Origin of the sequence: Thermocatellispora tengchongensis, assembly GCF_014202315.1 — a bacterium.
GTDB lineage: Bacteria > Actinomycetota > Actinomycetes > Streptosporangiales > Streptosporangiaceae > Thermocatellispora > Thermocatellispora tengchongensis.
The window spans coordinates 21354-37988 of record NZ_JACHGN010000029.1; the positions used below are offsets into that span (position 1 = coordinate 21354).

Below are 16635 nucleotides of genomic sequence, written 5' to 3' on the forward strand. Positions count from 1 at the left end.
CCGGTTTCCAACGGTTGGGCTTCACGGGTGTCCTGGTGGTCGGGTGACGGTGGCCGGGGGCGCTAGCCGGGGGGTGCGGGGGGCGGAGCCCCCTGCCGGGGGGTCGAAGGGGGGCGTGAGCCCCCCTGGGAGGCACAGCCCTGGCCTGGTGGCGCGGAGCGCCCACTGCCAGGGCCGCGCGCTTCGCCGCCGCGGGCACGCGGCCCCGTACAGAATCCGGCGAAGGGCGATAAACGGCACTATCCACTAAAAACACCGTCATCACTCCATGCAATCGGACACTTCGCCCTTACAGTCTGCAATAGGGATCAATGCCGACTTGGGGGGGTCGCATGCCCGATTGCACCGTGGTCGTGATCACGTACAACGACGCGGGGCGGTTGCCTCGTGCCGTGCGGTCCGTGCTCGGACAGTCGCTGCGGAATCTCGAAGTGATCGTGGTGGACGACGCGAGCACCGATCGGACTCCGGAGGTCGTGGCCGCCCTGTGCCGGGAGGACCCGCGGGTGCGGTCCATTCGCAGGGACGTCAACAGCGGCGGGTGCGGGGCGCCGCGCAACGATGGGCTCGCCGCCACCACGACGCCGTACGTGATGTTCCTGGACAGCGACGACCGGCTGCCCAGGCACGCGTGCAAGAGCATGTTGATGGAGATCGAGCGCACCGGCGCCGACTTCGTGACCGGCCAGGTCGCCCGCCTGTACGAGGCGACGGGCAAAAAGCGGTTCTATTTTCCGTCGTTGTATCGGCGCAGGACGATAAACGGCATTCGCGAGGACCCGGAGATGTTCCTGGACACCTTCGCGACCAACAAGCTGTACCGGGCCGGGTTCCTGCGGCGGCACAACCTGTGGTTCCGGGAGGACATCCACTTCGAGGACCACGTGTTCTCGGCGAAGCTGTTCTGCGCCACCCGGCGGTTCGCGGTGGTGCCGTGGGTGGTCTACGACTGGCACCGGGCGGTGGAGCGGCCCGGGACCCGGACCTCGATCTCGCTCAGCGTGAAGGAGATGGACAACGTGCGGCAGCGGGTGCTGGCCGCGCGGCTGAGCGACCAGGTGCTGCGCGACACCGGGCACGCCGACCTGCTGCCGGAGCGGCACCACCGGTTCCTGCGCCAGGACCTGCGGGTCTACCTCAACCCCCTGCCGGCGCGGGACCGGGTGTGGGTCAAGGAGTTCGCCTCGATCGTACGGCCCTACCTCACCGAGATCATCGGGACCGACCCGGACGTGTTCCAGCGGGTGGACCCGATCATCCGCGTCTGCTGCCACTCCATCCTCACCGATCAGATCGAGGAGCTGGAGGTCGCCGCGCGCTCGCTGAACGGGCCGCGGGCCGCGCCCCGGCGGGTCCTGCGGGTGGACGGGAAGACCTACTGGGGCGGCACGGCCGAGCCGATGCTGGACATCACCGGCCTGCGCCTGGCCGAGCTGCCGTTCTCGGCCTCGGCCCTGCGGCACGAGGTGGTGGAGGCGACCGCGAGCGGGAGCGTGCTGACGCTGGCGGTGCACACCTACGACCCGTTCGGGGTGCTGGAGCGTACGCCGGGCTGGCGGGCGGAGCTGCGGCTGCGCGGCCACCGCGTACGCCTCGCGCCGCGCCGCCGCCTGGAGGACGGCGAGGGCATCTGGGAGAGCGAGGTCGCGATCGACCTGGCCGCGGCCACCCCGGGGCCGCTCGGGTTCGACGGGCGGCAGGAGCCCAGCGTGGCGATCGTACGGCCCGACGGCCACGCGACCACCGACAAGCTGCTCCTCTCCCCCGCCCATCCGCCGATCCGGACGCGGGTGCCGGGGCACGGGGTGACGGTCCGGCCGGACGGGCCGGCGGGGGTGCTGCGGGTGGAGTGGCGGCGCGAGGGGCTGCTGCGCCAGGTGCCCAGGCTGGGCCGGCTCAAGCGGCGTGTCATCGCCCGGCTGTCCTCCCCGGAGCTGAAGCTGCGCGCGTACAAAGGGCTGATCAAGGTGGTGCCGCGGCGGGCGGACCTGGCGATCTTCGAGTCCGACGTGGGCAAGGGCTACACCGGCAACCCGCGCTACATCTACGAGGAGGTGCGCCGGCGCGGCCTGCCGATCAAGGCGGTGTGGTCGGTGGCGCGGCGGCGGGCCGACTTCCCGGCCGAGGCCGTGCTGGTGCGCCGGATGAGCTGGCGCTATGTGTGGACGCTGGCCCGCGCGGCGTACTGGGTGGACAGCCACGGCTTCCCGCTGGACTTCCCCAAGCCCAAGGGCACCCGCTACCTGCAGACCTGGCACGGGCAGGGCGTGAAGTCGATCGGCTACAACGCCCCGGACCTGCGCGGCGACTTCGCCGGGCCGCGCGAGCAGTGGCGGCGCGCGGTGGCGCGGTGGGACGCCCTGGTCTCGCCGGGCGCGGAGTTCGAGCGCACGTTCCTGCCCGCCAACCGCTACACGGGGCCCGTGCTGCGGTTCGGCTCGCCGCGCTGCGACGTGCTGGTGCACGGCGACCCCGGCGCGGAGCGGCGGGTGCGGGAGCGGCTGGAGATCCCCGACGACCGGCGCATCCTGCTGTACGCGCCGACGTACCGCGACCGGGGCATGTCCTCGGGCCGCTCCGTGCGGGCGGACCTGGCGGAGCTGGCCGGGGCGCTGGCCGAGGAGTGGGTGCTGGTGCTGCGCACGCACCCGGTGGAGCGCTACACGGTGCCGCGGCACGTGCGCCACTTCGTCCGCCCCGCGGGCTCCTATCCCGAGGTGAACGACCTCATGCTGGCCTCCGACGCGCTGGTGACGGACTACTCGTCGCTGATGTGCGACTACGCGGTCACCGGCAAGCCGATGGTGTTCCTGATCGACGACTGGGAGGACTACCGGCTGCGCGAGCGCGGCAGCGTCTACGACCTGCCGGCCATCGCCCCCGGCCCGTGCGTGACCACGACGGCGGCGCTGATCGACGCGGTACGCGGCCTGGACGGGCTGGCGGAGGCGTTCGCGGTCAAGTACGCCGAGTTCCGCCGCACCTGGTGCGCGGACGAGCGCGGCGACGCGGCGGCGCGGGTCGTGGACGCGTTCTTCCTGAACGCCGTCTTCCCGGGCGGGGCGCCGGAGCGCCGGGAGGCCGTCACCGCGGGGGCCCTGCTGTGACCACCTCCCTCGCTCCCGCCCGGCCGTACGCGCGGCGCGGCCTGCCGGAGCGGGTGGTGTTCGCCTGCATGGACGCCCACACGCTGGGCGGCATCCAGCGGGTGACCCACACCCTGGCGCAGGGCCTGGCCGGGCGCGGCTACGAGGTGCACGTGCTGGGCCTGCACCGCTCCCCGGCCCCGTTCCGGTACGTCGAGCGGCCGGCGTACCGCTCGCACGAGATCCACCGCACGCCCATGGGCCCGGTCGGCCCGCTCGCGCGCCGCCTGGGCGACCGGAGGCTGCGCGCGCTGCTCGACCGGCTCGGCCCGGCGCACATCGTGCTGACCTCGCCGGGCGTGGTGAGCCGGATGCTGGCGCTGCTGCCGCCGCACATGACCCCGATCGGGCACTACCACGGCTCCTTCGAGCACGCCCAGGGCACCTGGCACCTCGGCTCGGTGCGCCGCCACTGGGGGCGGCTGGAGCAGTCGGTGTTCCTCAGCCCGGACGACGCGGCCGGCTTCGCCGCGCACGCGCTGCTGCCGCACACCTGGACGATCCCGAACCCGCTGCCCGACTGGCCCGCCCGCCCGTCGCCGCTGTCGGCGCCCCGGGTGCTCGGCATCGGGCGGCTGGAGGGCGTCAAGCGGTTCGACCGGCTGATCTCGGCCTTCGCCCGCGCCGTGCGCACCGGCCGCGACCCGTGGGAGCTGCACCTGATCGGCGACGGCGAGGACGTGCCGCTGCTGCGCGAGCACGCCCGCGCCGAGGGGGTCGGCGACCGGGTGGTGTTCCGCGGCCGGGTGCCCGCGGCGCTGATGCGCGCGGAGTACCTGGGCGGGGCGGTGGTCGGGCTGTCCAGCGAGCACGAGGGGCTGCCGCTGGTGCTGTGCGAGGCCGCCTCGTACGGGGTGCCGGCCGTGGCCTTCGACGTCTCGGGCGGGGTCAGGTCACTGGTGCGGCACCAGCGCACGGGGCTGCTCGCCCCGCCCGGCGACGTGGACGCGCTCGGTGCGGCGCTCGCCCGCCTGATGGGCTCGGCGGACGAGCGGCGGCGAATGGGCGCCGCCGCCCGCGCACACGCCGAGCAGTTCCGGCTGGACCGCGTGCTCGACGGATGGGAGACCCTGTTCGAGCACATCGCGCGATAATTGCGATTGCTTCGCAATACGCGGGCTTGGGCGCTCTGCAGGGTCGCGTCTTCCCCTCGTCGCTCCGGTCGCTACGCTCCCTACGCTCCTCAGTCCAGACACGACCCGCGCCCAAGCCACCACTACCCGTCTACCGGATGGGGCGCCGGGTTCACTTGGCGGCGGCTCTGGTGCCGGCGAGTTCGGGGGAGCCGGTGCGCTGGCGGGGTACGCCGGTGATGGCGAGCTGGCCCGAGGTGAGCTGGGCGCCGATCGGGTTCTGCTCGCGCATGCGGATGAGGCGGTCGAACGCCTTCTTGCGCAGGCGCGACAGCTTGCGCCTGGCGGCCATCCGCTCGTACGCCGCGAGCTTGGTCATCGGCGCCTTGGGCGCGCCGGTCACCTCGTACCCGTAGGCGTCCAGGCGCTCGGCGAGCACGCTCTCGCACAGGGAGATCTCCCACGGCTCAAGCCGGGTGCGCCAGCTCCCGGAGCGGGACGTGGTGACCTCGCCGTGGGTGCGGGAGTGCCAGGTCTTGCGCTCGGGCACGGCCACGCTGGCCACCAGGTGCGGGCGGCACATGGCCGGGTCGAACTCCTCGCCGATGAACTCGCACAGCGTGCGCAGGGTGCTCTCGGGGTCGCTGATCAGGTTCTCGTACTGCAGCTCGTGGTAGCTGCCCTTGGGCATGCGCAGCGCGCCGTTGCGGGCGAAGTCGATCGCCTCGGCCCAGCCGGAGACGGCGCTGTAGATGTTGCCCTTGTACCAGGGCATCTCCTTCAGCGAGGCGACGCAGTCGCGCCCGTCGCGGATCAGGTGGATGAACTGCGCGTCGGGGAACAGCCGCAGCAGCACATCGACGTTCTGGAAGTACGACGGGCGCTTGTCGCCCCAGCGCGGCTTGCCGAAGCGGGCGGCGTACGCGCGCAGCACGATGCCGAGCGCCGAGCCGAGCGTCCCCGGGCCCTCCACGATCTGGCGGGAGACCTCGGCGGCGTCCAGGCCCAGCTCGTAGAACCGGGTCTGGCGGCGGGTGACGATCCACTCGGCCAGGGCGCGCCGCTTGGCCGGGTCGTTCAGGTCGCCGAAGGTGAGCCGCCGGTTGTAGGCCGTCATCACGAACCTGGTCTCCGGCGGGATGGCCATCCGCGGATGCGAGTGCATCATGAGCTGGAGCAGCGTGGTCCCCGAGCGCGGGCACCCCACGATGAAGATCGGTCGATCCGATTGCATTGCACAAACCCCCGATGAGATTGCCGCGCGTGCGCGCATGTCGCGTCTCTCGCGTGTCGCGGTAGTGGTGTAGTCGCGTGTGGTGTAGTCGCGTGTGTGTCTGTGCGCGCCCTCAGCGCGCGAGTGGAGTGCCGACGCGGTTCTTCTCGTCCTGCCGCTGGATGCGCCGCATGACCCGCCCGAAGTCACGGGTGGACATCCACAGCTTGTAGACCAGCGCCGACTCGAAGATCAGCAGCAGCGCCCCCGCCACCCCGATCACGTACGGCACCGCCGCCGGGCCGAGCAGCGGCCCGACCACGAACACGGCCATCTGGTATTCGATCCCGCTGACCAGGTGGGTGCGGATCCGGTGCGCGAGGAGCATCCCGCGCAGGCGGGTGTACCACGGGAAGCGGGACTGGAAGCCGTGGTGCAGGCCCTGGTTGGCCCGCGAGCGCAGCCCCCGGCGCGGGCGCTCGGGCGCGTCCCCCGACGCGTTCCCCGTCGCGAGTCCCGTCCCGAGGCCCGTCCCGAGTCCCGTCGTGAGGCCCGTCGCGGGTCCGGGCACCGCGTGGCCGAGGGCCCCGTCCATGTCGTCGTGGTCGTCGTGGTCGTCGTGGCCGGCCGTGCGGGCGGCCAGGCGTTCCAGCGCGGCCTGCCGCTGGCCCCCCTCGGCGGAGCTCATCGCGCTGACCAGCTTCTCGCGCATGTTCCTGCGCACCTTGGCCATCTGCGGGCCGTTGAGGTAGCGGACCAGGTCGAAGGCGATGATCACCCCGGCCAGGAACGCGGCCTCGGGCCGCCCGCCGTGCTGGAACAGGCCGTAGGCCAGGGCGAAGGCGCAGACCACCATCCGCACCTGGTCCAGGCTGAAGTCCAGCCAGAGGCCGAACGTGGTGCCGTTGCCCTTCAGCCGGGCGAGCTTGCCGTCCATGCAGTCGGCGATGAAGCCGAGGTGGAAGAACAGCGCGCCGAGCGCCAGGGTGTGCCACTCGCCCAGCGCGAAGCAGACGGCGGCGCACATGCCGAACAGGAACGCCGTCGCCGTGAGCGCGTTCGGCGTGATCGACGTACGGGAGGCCAGCACGCGTACGAGCCTGCACGCGATCGGATCCACCAACAGCACGGTCCACCAGGCGTCGCGCGGTTTGCACACGGCACGTACGTCCGCCAGCGAGTACGTCGTCATGACAGCCAGCATGATGAAGCCGGACGGATCGCCATGGGAGCCTAGCCACCTTGGGAAACTGTCCTGACTGACTCTTTACCGGTGGCTTTATCTGAGACTTTGTCGGATAGCCCCGCCCGCGCCCGCTTGGCCCTGCGCAACTGCCGCCGCCGCAGGGTGCCGTGCTTCACCGGGCCCTCGCGGCGCAGCCCGCGCGGCCCGGTCAGCTCCACGTGCAGCGACCAGCGTCCGCGCAGCTCCTTGACCAGCTTGCGGTTCAGGGTGGCCACGAAGCCGGTGGCGGGGCCGTCGGCGCCGTCCGGGTGCGGGCGGCGGGTGCGGGCGAACGTCACCACCGGGATGCGTTCCTGCGTGCCCGGTGAGACCAGCCACAGCTTCATGCGCGTGCGTACGTCCTCGGCGTGCCTGATGTAGGCGTAGCCCTCGATCGCCAGGGACCGGCCGCGCCAGGACACGCGCTCGACGCCGGCGCGCAGCTCCAGCTCCTCGGTCACGTCGTACAGGTGGGCCGGGATGCGCCGGGCGCGGTCGCCGTAGTACGGGTAGGCGGCGAACCAGCGCGCCTCGCGCAGCCCGCGCGGCACCACCCTGACCCGCCCGCCGTGCTCGCGCCTGGACCGGCGCACCTCGGCCAGCTCGCCGACCATGCCGTGCCGCAGCAGGTACAGCTCCAGCCGGCGGATCGCGGGCAGCCCGCGCACGGCCTCGCCGTCGATCTGGTCCACGTACGCGCCGACCAGGCCGAGCAGGGCGGACCTGTCGGGCTCGGCGGCGGCCTCGACCGCCTTGGCCACGATCGCCAGGTCCCAGGACGCGACCATCCCGTCGTACGCCGCGAGCAGCGCGGGCGCGCGCCGGGCGAGCAGCGAGCGCGCGGTGCGCACCGAGGCCAGCCGCTCGGCGATGTTGGCCGCCTCGGTGCGGCGCTGGGTGATCGAGGACGCGCCCGACTCGCGCAGCCGCCAGTGGTAGACGACCTCGGGCACCACGTCCACGGCGGACGCGCGCACGTGCGCCTCCAGGGCGACCGGCAGGTCCTCGTACAGGCCCGGCGGGAACGACAGGCCGCAGGCGTCCCAGAAGGAGCGCCGGTAGACCTTGTTCCACACCGTGCGGTCGCGGACCAGTTTGGGCGCTCGGGTGATGTGGGTGCGTCTGGCCCCGCGCCGGAACGTCCTGGCGTGCAGCGGTGAGGGGCCGAGGGTGCCCGACTCCAGCCGCTGCACCCCGCCGCAGGCCAGATCGGACCCGCTGTCCTCCAGGGCGCGCACGAGCCGCTCGTACGCGTCGCGCGGGAGCACGTCGTCGGCGTCGGCGAAGGCGAGGTACCGGCCGGTGGCCGCCTCGATGCCGAGGTTGCGCGCCGGCCCCGGCCCGACGTTGGCGCCGGTGCCGACGAGGACGAACCTGGGGTCCCATGCGGCGAACACGTCGGCGATGGTCCTGCTGCCGTCGGCGGACCCGTCGTCCACCATGACGACTTCCAGGTCGTCCAGCGTCTGCGAGGCGAGTGAGGTGAGACACTCCTCCAGATATGCGACTACGTTATGGAAGGGTACGACAACAGAGAGTAACGGTGCCATACGAATCAGAGTGCCTTCCGGGGCCCTCTCTGCGGCGAAGGACTACCCGCCGCTTGCCCGGCCTTTGCCCAAGCCTGGGCTTCCCCGTCCACATCCCGAACGATCACTGTCTGCGGCAAAATGAACGCGACGAGTGAGGAATACGAGGCCATGCTGCGCGGAATCGCCGACCACGAGCTCGAAACCGTACGCCGCTGGCGCAACCATCCCAAGGTGCGCGCGGCCAGCTTCACCACCCACGTCATCCGGCCCGACGAACACGCCCGCTGGTGGGCCGCCGTGCGCGACGACCCGTCGCGGCGGGTGCTGATGTACGAGCACGCCGGCGTCCCGGCCGGGGTCGTGGCCTTCAGCGGGCTCGACGCCCCCGGCGGCGGTGCGACGTGGGGCTTCTACCTGGACATCGACGGGCTGCTCGCCTCGGGCGAGCTGCTGCGGGCGTGGTTCGGCTGCGAGCGGGCGGCGGTCGAGCACGCGTTCGGGCCGCTCGGCCTGCTCACGCTGCACGGCGAGGTGCTGGCCGGCAACCGGCAGGTGCGCGCCCTGCACCGCCGCTTCGGCTTCGCCGAGGTGGGCTCCTACACCCGGGTCATCGACGGCGAGCCGCGCGAGGTCGTACGCGTCCGCCTGGACCGCGACAATCGAAGGGAAAGCACGTGATCTCCATTGCCGGCCGCGCCATCGGCGCGGGACACCCGCCGTTCGTGATCGCCGAGATGTCGGGCAACCACGACGGCGACCTCGACCGCGCCCTGGCCATCGTCGACGCGGTGGCCGAGGCGGGCGCCCACGCGCTGAAGCTGCAGACCTACCTGCCCGACACGCTCACCATCGACGCCGACGGGCCGGCCTTCCGCATCGGGCGCCGGCACGAGCTGTGGGGCGGCGAGACCCTGTACCGCCTCTTCGAGCGGGCCCACACGCCCTGGGAGTGGCACGAGCCGCTGTTCGAGCGGGCGGCCAAGCACGGGCTGGTCGCGTTCTCCTCGCCGTTCGACCCGAGCGCGATCGAGCTGCTGGAGTCGCTGGGGGCGCCGGCGTACAAGATCGCCTCCTCCGAGATCGTGGACCTGCCGCTGATCCGGATGGCCGCGGCCACCGGCAAGCCGCTGATCATCTCCACCGGCATGGCCACGGCCGAGGAGGTCTGCGCCGCCGTGGCGGCGGCGCGCGAGGCGGGCTGCGACGAGATCGCGGTGCTGTCGTGCACCGCCACCTACCCGGCCCCGCCGCAGGAGAGCAACCTGGCCGCGCTGCCGCTGCTGGGCGCGCTCACGGGCTGCGTCACCGGGCTGTCGGACCACACGCCGGGCATCGGGACGGCGGTCGCGGCGGTGGCGCTGGGCGCGTGCGTGATCGAGAAGCACGTCACGCTCTCGCGCGCCGACGGCGGCGTCGATGCCGCGTTCTCGCTGGAGCCGGCCGAGCTGGCCGCGCTGGTGGCCGAGACCGAGCGCGCCTGGCAGTCGATCGGCGAGGCCCGCATCGGCCCCAAGCCCAGCGAGCGCGAGGGCCTGCGTTTCAGGCGCTCGCTCTACGTCGTGGCCGACGTGCGCGCCGGCGACCGGGTGACCCCGGCCAACGTGCGCTCCATCCGCCCGGCGGGCGGCCTGCACCCCGACGCCGCCCGCCTGGTCATGGGCCGCACCTTCACCCGTGACACGCCCAAGGGGACGCCGCTGACCTGGAACTTGATCTAGACAGCGCGAGCAGCGCGTCGGCGACCCGGGAGCGCCCGTGCCCGTCGATCAGCGCGCGCCCCGGGCCACCGAGCCGCGCCCGCGCGCCCGGGGCGGCCAGCTCGGCCAGCAGCGCCCGCAGCACCGGCACGGCGGCCTCGGGGTCGGCGCCGAGCCCGGTGGCCAGCCCGTTGCCGACCACCGCCTCGTAGCCCACGAGCTGGTTGGCCGCCACCCAGGTGAGCGCGGCCGGCACCCCGAGATACAGCAGCTCCCAGGTCGCCGACCCGGCCGCGGTGAGCACCAGGTCGGCCCGCGCCATCAGCGCCGGCAGCTCGTCGGTGGGCGGGATGACGGTCATCCCGGGGTACGCCGGCGCGTCGCCGACGGCCGTGCACACGCACGGCACGCCGGTGTCGGCCAGGGCCCGCAGCCACCGCCCGGTCACCCCGGCCGCGTCGGTGCCGCCGAAGAAGCACAGCACCCGCGGCGGCGCGGCGGCGTCGGGCCGCACCTCGCCGCCCTCGCGGACCACGTCGTCGCGCAGCAGGGCGTAGCGGGCCCCGGCCAGCACGGGCGTGCCGGGGTCGTACCTGGCCTCCGCGCCGAGGTTCTGGTCCAGGTACAGGTCGGCCTCCTGCCGCGGCTCGGGGGCGTCGATCACGTGCAGCACGGGCACGCCCGCCCCCCGCAGCGCGGCCCCGGTGCCCTCGGGCAGGTCGTAGCGGTCGAGCACCACCACGCCCAGCCCCAGCGCCGTGGCCTGCGCGGCGAACCGGGCGGGCTCGGCCGCGGCGGGCAGCAGCGACAGCCTGCGCCGCCACAACTGCGCCCGCGCCCACTCCACCCCGCCGAGGTCGCCCAGGAACAGCACCTCGGCCCCGCGGGCCACCAGTTCCTCCGCCAGCGCCACGCACCGCACCAGGTGGCCGACGCCGATCCCGCGCCCCGCGTCGCAGCGAACTCCCACTCGCACGGCCGCTCACGCCTCCTGCAGCGACTTCTGCCGGACGTGGGCGTTGAGCTCGGCCACCTCGGGGTGGAGGTGCAGCCAGTCGATCAGTTCGGCGACCGAGACCGGCTGGTCGCCGAACTTGGCCACGATCCGCTGGATGACCTGCCAGTCGGGCTCGGTGTCCAGGGTGACGCGGAGGTGGGCGGCCGAGGGGTGGTGGGTGAGGCCGAGGACCCGGAAGCGGCCGGGATGGGTGTAGACGTAGGAGGTCACGTGGGCGCGGTGGTAGCCGCGGGCCTTGCGGTCGGCCTCCTCCAGCGCCTCGCGGCCGACGATCTCGACGTCGGTGCCGCGCGGCAGGGCGGGCGGCAGCGACGTGCTGAGGTAGTCCAGGCCGGGCACCACGCGGAAGACCTCGGCGGCCTCGCGGATGACGTCGGGGTCGAGCAGCGGGCAGTCGGCGGTGAAGCGCATCACGGCCCCGCAGCGGGCGTCGTCCTCGACCACGCGCATGAACCTGGTGAGCACGTCGTCGCGGGGCCCGCGGTAGCAGGCGACGCCCAGGCGGGCGCACTCGGCGGCCACCGCGTCGTCCGGCGGCTCGGCGGTGGTGGCCACGGCCAGGCCGTCGAGCGAGCCGGCGGCGCGCGCCGCGCGTACGACCCAGCCGAGCACGGACCTGCCGGACAGCTCGCGCAGCACCTTGCCCGGCAGCCGCGAGGACCCCATCCGAGCCTGGATGATCCCGACAATCCGCATCGATGCCTCATTCTCCTGTGTGACCGTGCGTCTCCATTCGGTCGCGCTATGCTACCGGCTCCGGGGGCGACTACCGCGGGTAGTCACGAATTCCAGGGGGCTTGCGTGAGCGTACTTACCGGGTCGTCGATATTGATCACAGGTGGCACCGGCTCCTTCGGCAAGGAGTTCATCCGCCACGTCCTGCGCGAGCTGGAGCCGCGCCGCCTGGTGGTCTTCTCCAGAGACGAGCTGAAGCAGTACGAGGCGCGCCAGCTCTTCGGCGGCGACGACCGGCTGCGCTGGTTCATCGGCGACGTGCGCGACCGCGAGCGGCTGACCCGGGCCATGCACGGCGTGGAGAACGTGGTGCACGCCGCCGCGCTGAAGCAGGTCGACACGGCCGAGTACAACCCGTTCGAGTACGTCCGCACCAACGTCTCCGGCTCCCAGAACGTGGTGGAGGCGGCGATCGACGCCGGCGTGCACCGGGTGGTCGCGCTGTCCACCGACAAGGCGTCCAGCCCGATCAACCTCTACGGCGCCACCAAGCTGGTGGCCGACAAGCTGTTCGTCTCGGCCAACCACTACGCCGCCGCCCACCCGACCAGGTTCGCCGTGGTGCGCTACGGCAACGTCGTGGGCAGCCGGGGGTCGGTGGTGCCCTACTTCCAGCGCCTGGCCCGCGAGGGCCGCAGCATCCCGATCACCGACAAGCGCATGACCCGGTTCTGGATCACCCTGGAGCAGGCGGTCAGGTTCGTGGTCGACTCCTTCGACCAGATGCAGGGCGGCGAGCTGTACATCCCGCGCATCCCCAGCATGCGCATCACCGACCTGGCCGAGGCCCTGGCGCCCGAGTGCCCCACGTACGAGATCGGGGTGCGGCCGGGCGAGAAGCTGCACGAGGAGATGATCGCGCCCGACGACGGGCGCCGCACGCTGCGCCTGGCCGACCGCTACATCGTGCAGCCCACCATCGCCACCTGGGGCTACGTGCCGCCGCTGACCGGCGAGGCGGTGCCCGAGGGCTTCTCCTACCGCTCCGACACCAACGACCAGTGGCTGTCGGTCGAGCGGCTGCGCGAGATGACCTGTCCGGAGCCGGTGCGATGATGCCCTACGGCCGCCACTCCGTCACCGAGGACGACATCGCCGCCGTGAGCGAGGTGCTGCGCGGCGACTGGCTGACCACGGGGCCCGCGGTGCGCGCCTTTGAGGACGAGCTGTCGCGCTGGGCCGGGGGCATGCCGTGCGTGAGCGTCACCTCCGGCACGGCCGCGCTGCACGTCGCCTACGTCGCGGCCGGGCTGCGCCCCGGCGACGAGGTGGTGATGCCGCCGATGACGTTCGTGGCCACCGCCGCGACCGCCCACCTGCTCGGCGGCAAGGTCGTGTTCGCCGACGTGGAGCCCGACACGGCCAACCTCGACCCGGCGGCGGCCGAGGCGGCGATGACGCCGCGCACCCGGGTCGTGACGGCGGTCGACTACGCGGGCCACCCGGCCGAGTACGACGCGCTGCGCGAGCTCACCGGCGCGGCGGACGCGGTGCTCGTGGCCGACGCCGCCCACTCGCTGGGCTCGTTCTACCGCGACCGCCCGGTCGGCACCCTCGCCGACCTGACCACGTTCTCCTTCTTCCCCACCAAGACCGTGACCACGGCCGAGGGCGGCGCGGTGGTGGCGACCGACCCGGCCCGGCTGGCGACCGCGGCCAGGTTCCGCAACCACGGGCTGGTGCGCGACCCGGCCGAGCAGCGCCACCCCGACGAAGGCGGCTGGCACCAGGAGGTCCACTCCTTCGGGCTGAACTACCGCCTGCCCGACGTGCTGTGCGCGCTCGGCATCGCCCAGCTCGGCCGGCTGGCCGAGTTCCGCTCCCGCCGGGCCGAGCTGGTCGCCCGCTACGACGCGCTGCTGGCCGACGTGCCGGGGCTCGCGCTGCCCGCCTGCCGCCCGTACGTCTCACCGTGCCGCCACCTGTACCCGGTGCGGGTGCTCGACGGGCGCCGCCGCGAGGTGTACGACCGCATGCGCAAGGCCGGGATCGGAGTTCAGGTGAACTACATCCCGGCCTACTGGCATCCCGCGTTCGAGGATCTCGGCTACCGCCGGGGCATGTGCCCGGTCGCCGAGCGCTACTACACCGAGCAGCTCTCGCTCCCGCTGCACCCCGGCCTGAGCTTCGCCGACCAGTCGCGGGTGATCGAGGAGCTGACCCGCATCCTCACCTGAGCTTGCGCATCCGGCTGGGGAACAACAGCTTGAGCATCCGCCGCACGCGGCGGCCCTTGCGCCCGGTGCGCTTGCTGGTCCACGCCGGCGCGCCGGGCACGATCTCCGGCAGTGGCTTGGTGTCGCGGCGCTCCTCCTCGCCCGCGTCGGCGCGCGGCGCGACGCGCAGCACCCGGTGGCCGCACACCCGCTCCTCGGACGTCGCCCACTCGTCGGCGCGCTCGGCCAGCCAGGCGGCCAGTTGCTCCTGCACCGGGCCGGGGTCGCCCCAGGTGCCGTAGAACTTTTGCGGGGTCAGGCAGATCGGCCGCAGGCCGCGCGCCGAGCACGCCTCCCACACCGCCGCGGCTACCCCGGGCGCGTCCTCGTCGCGGTAGCCGTCCACGGCCACGATGCCGTCGGGCACGATCAGGTCGCGGGCGGAGGTCAGGTCCTCGGTGACGTCCTCGTAGCGCTTGGAGGCGTCGATGTGGACGAACCTGCACGAGGCGGGCTTGACGTGGTCGCGGATGGCGGAGCTGGGCCCCTCCACGATCACCGGCAGCGCCTCGTGGAAGGCGAGGTAGTTGGTCTCGAACAGGCCCCGGACCGGCTGGGCGCCGGGCTCGGCGGGGAACAGGTCGCAGACCGTGAAGCGCTCCTCCTCGCGCAGGTGCCGGGCCATGAGCACGGCGCTGCGGCCGAGGTGGGCGCCCAGCTCCAGCAGGTCGCCCGCGGTGTAGAAGCGGGACTGGTAGCTGAGCAGCCAGTCGAACACACGCATGTCGGTGGCCGGCAGGGTGCCGGGGATGCTGTCCAGCGTCCAGGGCGCCGGTGGCACTGCGCTCAACGGATGTCGGTCCTTTCTCTGAGTATCAGGTGGCACTGGCCGGACCGGGTCACGATGTACCGGCGCGGTCCGGTGGTCCCGCCGATGTGCGCGGCGGCGTCGAACGCGAGCGGTGTGCCGCTCCCGCCCGGACGCTGCAGCACCAGCCGCCGTCCGCCCTCGCCGAAGTCGCCCGACCCCAGCGGGATGACGGCGGTGAAGGTGGCCCCGCCCGCGCCGTCGTCGCGCATGCGGGCGGGGAAGGCCATGAGGTCGGAGCCCGACGCGGTGATCGTTGCGGCGTCGGCGGCGGGGCCGCGCGCCCAGCCCGAGATGACCAGGCGGCCCGACTCGATCGCGCACGCGGTCACGGCGGCCTTGGCCTGGCGCACCTTGAGCCGGAACCGGCGGCCGGGGCCGATGGACGGGATGAGCCACAGGCCGTCGCCGATCCGCAGCGGCCCGAGGGCGTAGATCTCGTCGCCGACCTGGCCCTTCAGGCTGGCCGCCAGGCGCAGGCCGCGGGCCTGGAGTTCGGCGTGGAGCTGCCACAACCCCTCGTGCGGCACCGCCGGGTTCTGCTCGCCGCTCTCGTCCAGCGCCGCGGTGAGGTCGGCGGTGAAGGCGATGGTGGCCCCGTCGTCGCGTACGGCGAATCCGTCGCGCGGGCGGGCGGAGACGCGCCAGGCGGCGACCGGCAGGCGCGGGCCGTCCGCGCCGCCGGGCGGGCCCTGGCGCAGGGCGAGCGCCAGGCGGGCGCCGCGCAGGTCGCGGGCCACCACGCCGGGCACCCAGATCCGCCCGTCGGCGACCAGGCGCTCCTCGCGCCAGGCGACCCGGTCGATCTCGCCGGCCAGCTTCAGCTCGCCGGTCACGTCGTGGCAGTCGGCGGGCAGGCGCGGGTCGCCGTACAGGGGGTAGTCGGCGTACCAGCGGCGGCGCAGCAGGCCGCGGGGGCGTACGCGGACCCGGCGCTCGTCGGCCACCGCGCCCGCCGCGGTGGTGGTGCCGAGATCGGCCCCCTCCTCGTACGCGAGCACCGGGGCGATCTCCTCGATCAGGCCGCGTTGCAGCAGCCGGAGCTGGAGCCGGGTGAGCGCGGGCACGTCGCCCCAGGTGGCGGCGGCGACGCCGTCGAGGTAGCCGCGGGCCAGGGCGAGCAGTTCCTCCCGCTCGGGGCCGGCCAGCAGCGGCATCGCCTCGACCGCGACCTTCAGGTCGATCTCCATCGACTCCCGGTCGAGCAGCGGCTTGAGCTCGGGCGCGTGCGCGGCCAGGAAGGCGGCGGTATCGCGTACCGACAGCAGCCGGTCGCGCAGGTTGCCGGGTTCGAGGCGGCGCTGGGTGATGGAGGACGTGCCCTCCTCGCGCTCGCGCCAGTGGTAGACGACGTCGGAGAGCACGTCCACGGTGCGGGCCAGCACGTGGGCCGGGATCGTGACCGGCTGGTCCTCATACAGCCGGGCGGGGAAGGCCAGCCCGTGCCGGTCCCAGAACGCGCGCCGGAAGACCTTGTTCCACGCCATGCGGTCGCGGACCAGGTCGCGGTGCTCGCGCACGTGGGTGCGCCGGACGGTGGCGCGGAACGCCTCGCGGTGGGCGTAGGACTGGGTGAGCCGGTCGCCCTGGAGCCGGCGCACGTTGCCGCAGGCCAGGTCGGAGCCCGTCTCCTCCAGCGAGGCGACCATGGTCGCGTACGCGTCGGGCGGCACCACGTCGTCGCTGTCGGCGAAGGCGAGGTACCGCCCGCGGGCGCGGGCCACCCCGGCGTTGCGGGCCGGGCCGAGGCCCCGGTTGGGCTGGACGAGGACCGTGATCCGGTCGTCGGCGGCGGCGCGGGCGCGGACGATCTCGGCGCTGCCGTCGGCCGAGCCGTCGTCCACGCAGATCACCTCCAGGTCGCGGAGGGTCTGCCCGGCGATGGAGTCCAGGCACTCGCCGACGTACTTCTCGACGTTGTAGTAGGGGACGACGACGGACAGCAGCGGCTGCGGCACGGTTCCTCCCACCC

The 16635-nt window shown here is 73.4% G+C and carries 13 protein-coding genes; 6 read left to right on the forward strand and 7 right to left on the reverse strand.

All coding sequences use genetic code 11. The features are described from left to right. The first annotated feature begins 332 nt into the window (after positions 1-332). Both HNP84_RS44570 and HNP84_RS44575 read left to right on the forward strand, forming a co-directional pair. On the forward strand, positions 333-3107 hold the full coding sequence (locus tag HNP84_RS44570; protein WP_185056167.1) for a bifunctional glycosyltransferase/CDP-glycerol:glycerophosphate glycerophosphotransferase: 2775 nt from the start codon (positions 333-335) through the stop codon (positions 3105-3107). Then, positions 3104-4240, forward strand: a complete 1137-nt coding sequence (locus HNP84_RS44575) for a glycosyltransferase (RefSeq protein WP_312927103.1) — start codon at positions 3104-3106, stop codon at positions 4238-4240. The genes HNP84_RS44570 and HNP84_RS44575 overlap by 4 nt, the downstream gene beginning before the upstream one ends. Positions 4241-4391: 151 nt before the next feature. Here the strand turns inward: HNP84_RS44575 and HNP84_RS44580 are convergent, their stop codons facing one another. From HNP84_RS44580 to HNP84_RS44590, 3 genes are all read right to left on the reverse strand, one after another. After that, a complete protein-coding gene (locus HNP84_RS44580) occupies positions 4392-5453 on the reverse strand; it encodes a sulfotransferase family protein (RefSeq protein WP_185056168.1) in 1062 nt (353 codons plus the stop codon). 112 nt (positions 5454-5565) lie between these two features. Beyond that, the gene (locus HNP84_RS44585) at positions 5566-6624 is read right to left on the reverse strand and encodes a CDP-alcohol phosphatidyltransferase family protein (protein ID WP_221337543.1); all 1059 of its coding nucleotides are present in this window, start codon (positions 6622-6624) and stop codon (positions 5566-5568) included. Between the two features lie 41 nt (positions 6625-6665). Next, positions 6666-8207, reverse strand: coding sequence for a glycosyltransferase family 2 protein (locus HNP84_RS44590; RefSeq protein ID WP_185056170.1), 1542 nt, complete (start codon positions 8205-8207; stop codon positions 6666-6668). A gap of 120 nt (positions 8208-8327) precedes the next feature. On the opposite strand from HNP84_RS44590, the gene pseH reads away from it, so the two are divergent. Both pseH and pseI read left to right on the forward strand, forming a co-directional pair. Beyond that, the gene (gene pseH, locus HNP84_RS44595) at positions 8328-8867 is read left to right on the forward strand and encodes a UDP-4-amino-4,6-dideoxy-N-acetyl-beta-L-altrosamine N-acetyltransferase (protein ID WP_246519445.1); all 540 of its coding nucleotides are present in this window, start codon (positions 8328-8330) and stop codon (positions 8865-8867) included. Beyond that, entirely contained in the window at positions 8864-9907 is a 1044-nt protein-coding gene (pseI, locus tag HNP84_RS44600; protein WP_185056171.1) for a pseudaminic acid synthase, read from the forward strand. Before pseH ends, pseI begins: the two co-directional genes overlap by 4 nt. On the opposite strand, the gene HNP84_RS44605 is transcribed toward pseI, so the two are convergent. Continuing rightward, on the reverse strand, positions 9858-10862 hold the full coding sequence (locus HNP84_RS44605; protein ID WP_185056172.1) for a PseG/SpsG family protein: 1005 nt from the start codon (positions 10860-10862) through the stop codon (positions 9858-9860). The two genes, pseI and HNP84_RS44605, sit on opposite strands and share 50 nt — an antisense overlap. A gap of 6 nt (positions 10863-10868) precedes the next feature. Continuing rightward, positions 10869-11600 (reverse strand): cytidylyltransferase domain-containing protein, encoded by a 732-nt coding sequence (locus HNP84_RS44610; protein ID WP_185056173.1) that lies wholly within the window; start codon positions 11598-11600, stop codon positions 10869-10871. Positions 11601-11705: 105 nt separating this feature from the next. On the opposite strand from HNP84_RS44610, the gene pseB reads away from it, so the two are divergent. Next, entirely contained in the window at positions 11706-12695 is a 990-nt protein-coding gene (gene pseB, locus HNP84_RS44615; protein ID WP_312927106.1) for a UDP-N-acetylglucosamine 4,6-dehydratase (inverting), read from the forward strand. Continuing rightward, entirely contained in the window at positions 12692-13816 is a 1125-nt protein-coding gene (locus tag HNP84_RS44620; protein ID WP_185056175.1) for a DegT/DnrJ/EryC1/StrS family aminotransferase, read from the forward strand. The genes pseB and HNP84_RS44620 overlap by 4 nt, the downstream gene beginning before the upstream one ends. Here HNP84_RS44620 and HNP84_RS44625 read toward each other — a convergent pair. Both HNP84_RS44625 and HNP84_RS44630 read right to left on the reverse strand, forming a co-directional pair. Further along, on the reverse strand, positions 13809-14636 hold the full coding sequence (locus HNP84_RS44625) for a class I SAM-dependent methyltransferase (RefSeq protein WP_312927135.1): 828 nt from the start codon (positions 14634-14636) through the stop codon (positions 13809-13811). The genes HNP84_RS44620 and HNP84_RS44625 overlap by 8 nt on opposite strands. Before the next feature lie 5 nt (positions 14637-14641). Next, entirely contained in the window at positions 14642-16621 is a 1980-nt protein-coding gene (locus HNP84_RS44630; protein ID WP_185056177.1) for a glycosyltransferase family 2 protein, read from the reverse strand. Between the last annotated feature and the right edge of the window lie 14 nt (positions 16622-16635).

Excerpts from the sequence above, each read along its gene's own strand:
- HNP84_RS44570 (WP_185056167.1), top strand. The coding sequence starts at position 333 with ATGCCCGATTGCACCGTGGTCGTGATCACGTACAACGACGCGGGGCGG.
- HNP84_RS44580 (WP_185056168.1), bottom strand. The coding sequence starts at position 5,453 with ATGCAATCGGATCGACCGATCTTCATCGTGGGGTGCCCGCGCTCGGGG.
- HNP84_RS44585 (WP_221337543.1), bottom strand. The coding sequence starts at position 6,624 with ATGACGACGTACTCGCTGGCGGACGTACGTGCCGTGTGCAAACCGCGC.
- HNP84_RS44590 (WP_185056170.1), bottom strand. The coding sequence starts at position 8,207 with ATGGCACCGTTACTCTCTGTTGTCGTACCCTTCCATAACGTAGTCGCA.
- pseH (WP_246519445.1), top strand. The coding sequence starts at position 8,328 with ATGAACGCGACGAGTGAGGAATACGAGGCCATGCTGCGCGGAATCGCC.
- HNP84_RS44610 (WP_185056173.1), bottom strand. The coding sequence starts at position 11,600 with ATGCGGATTGTCGGGATCATCCAGGCTCGGATGGGGTCCTCGCGGCTG.
- HNP84_RS44620 (WP_185056175.1), top strand. The coding sequence starts at position 12,692 with ATGATGCCCTACGGCCGCCACTCCGTCACCGAGGACGACATCGCCGCC.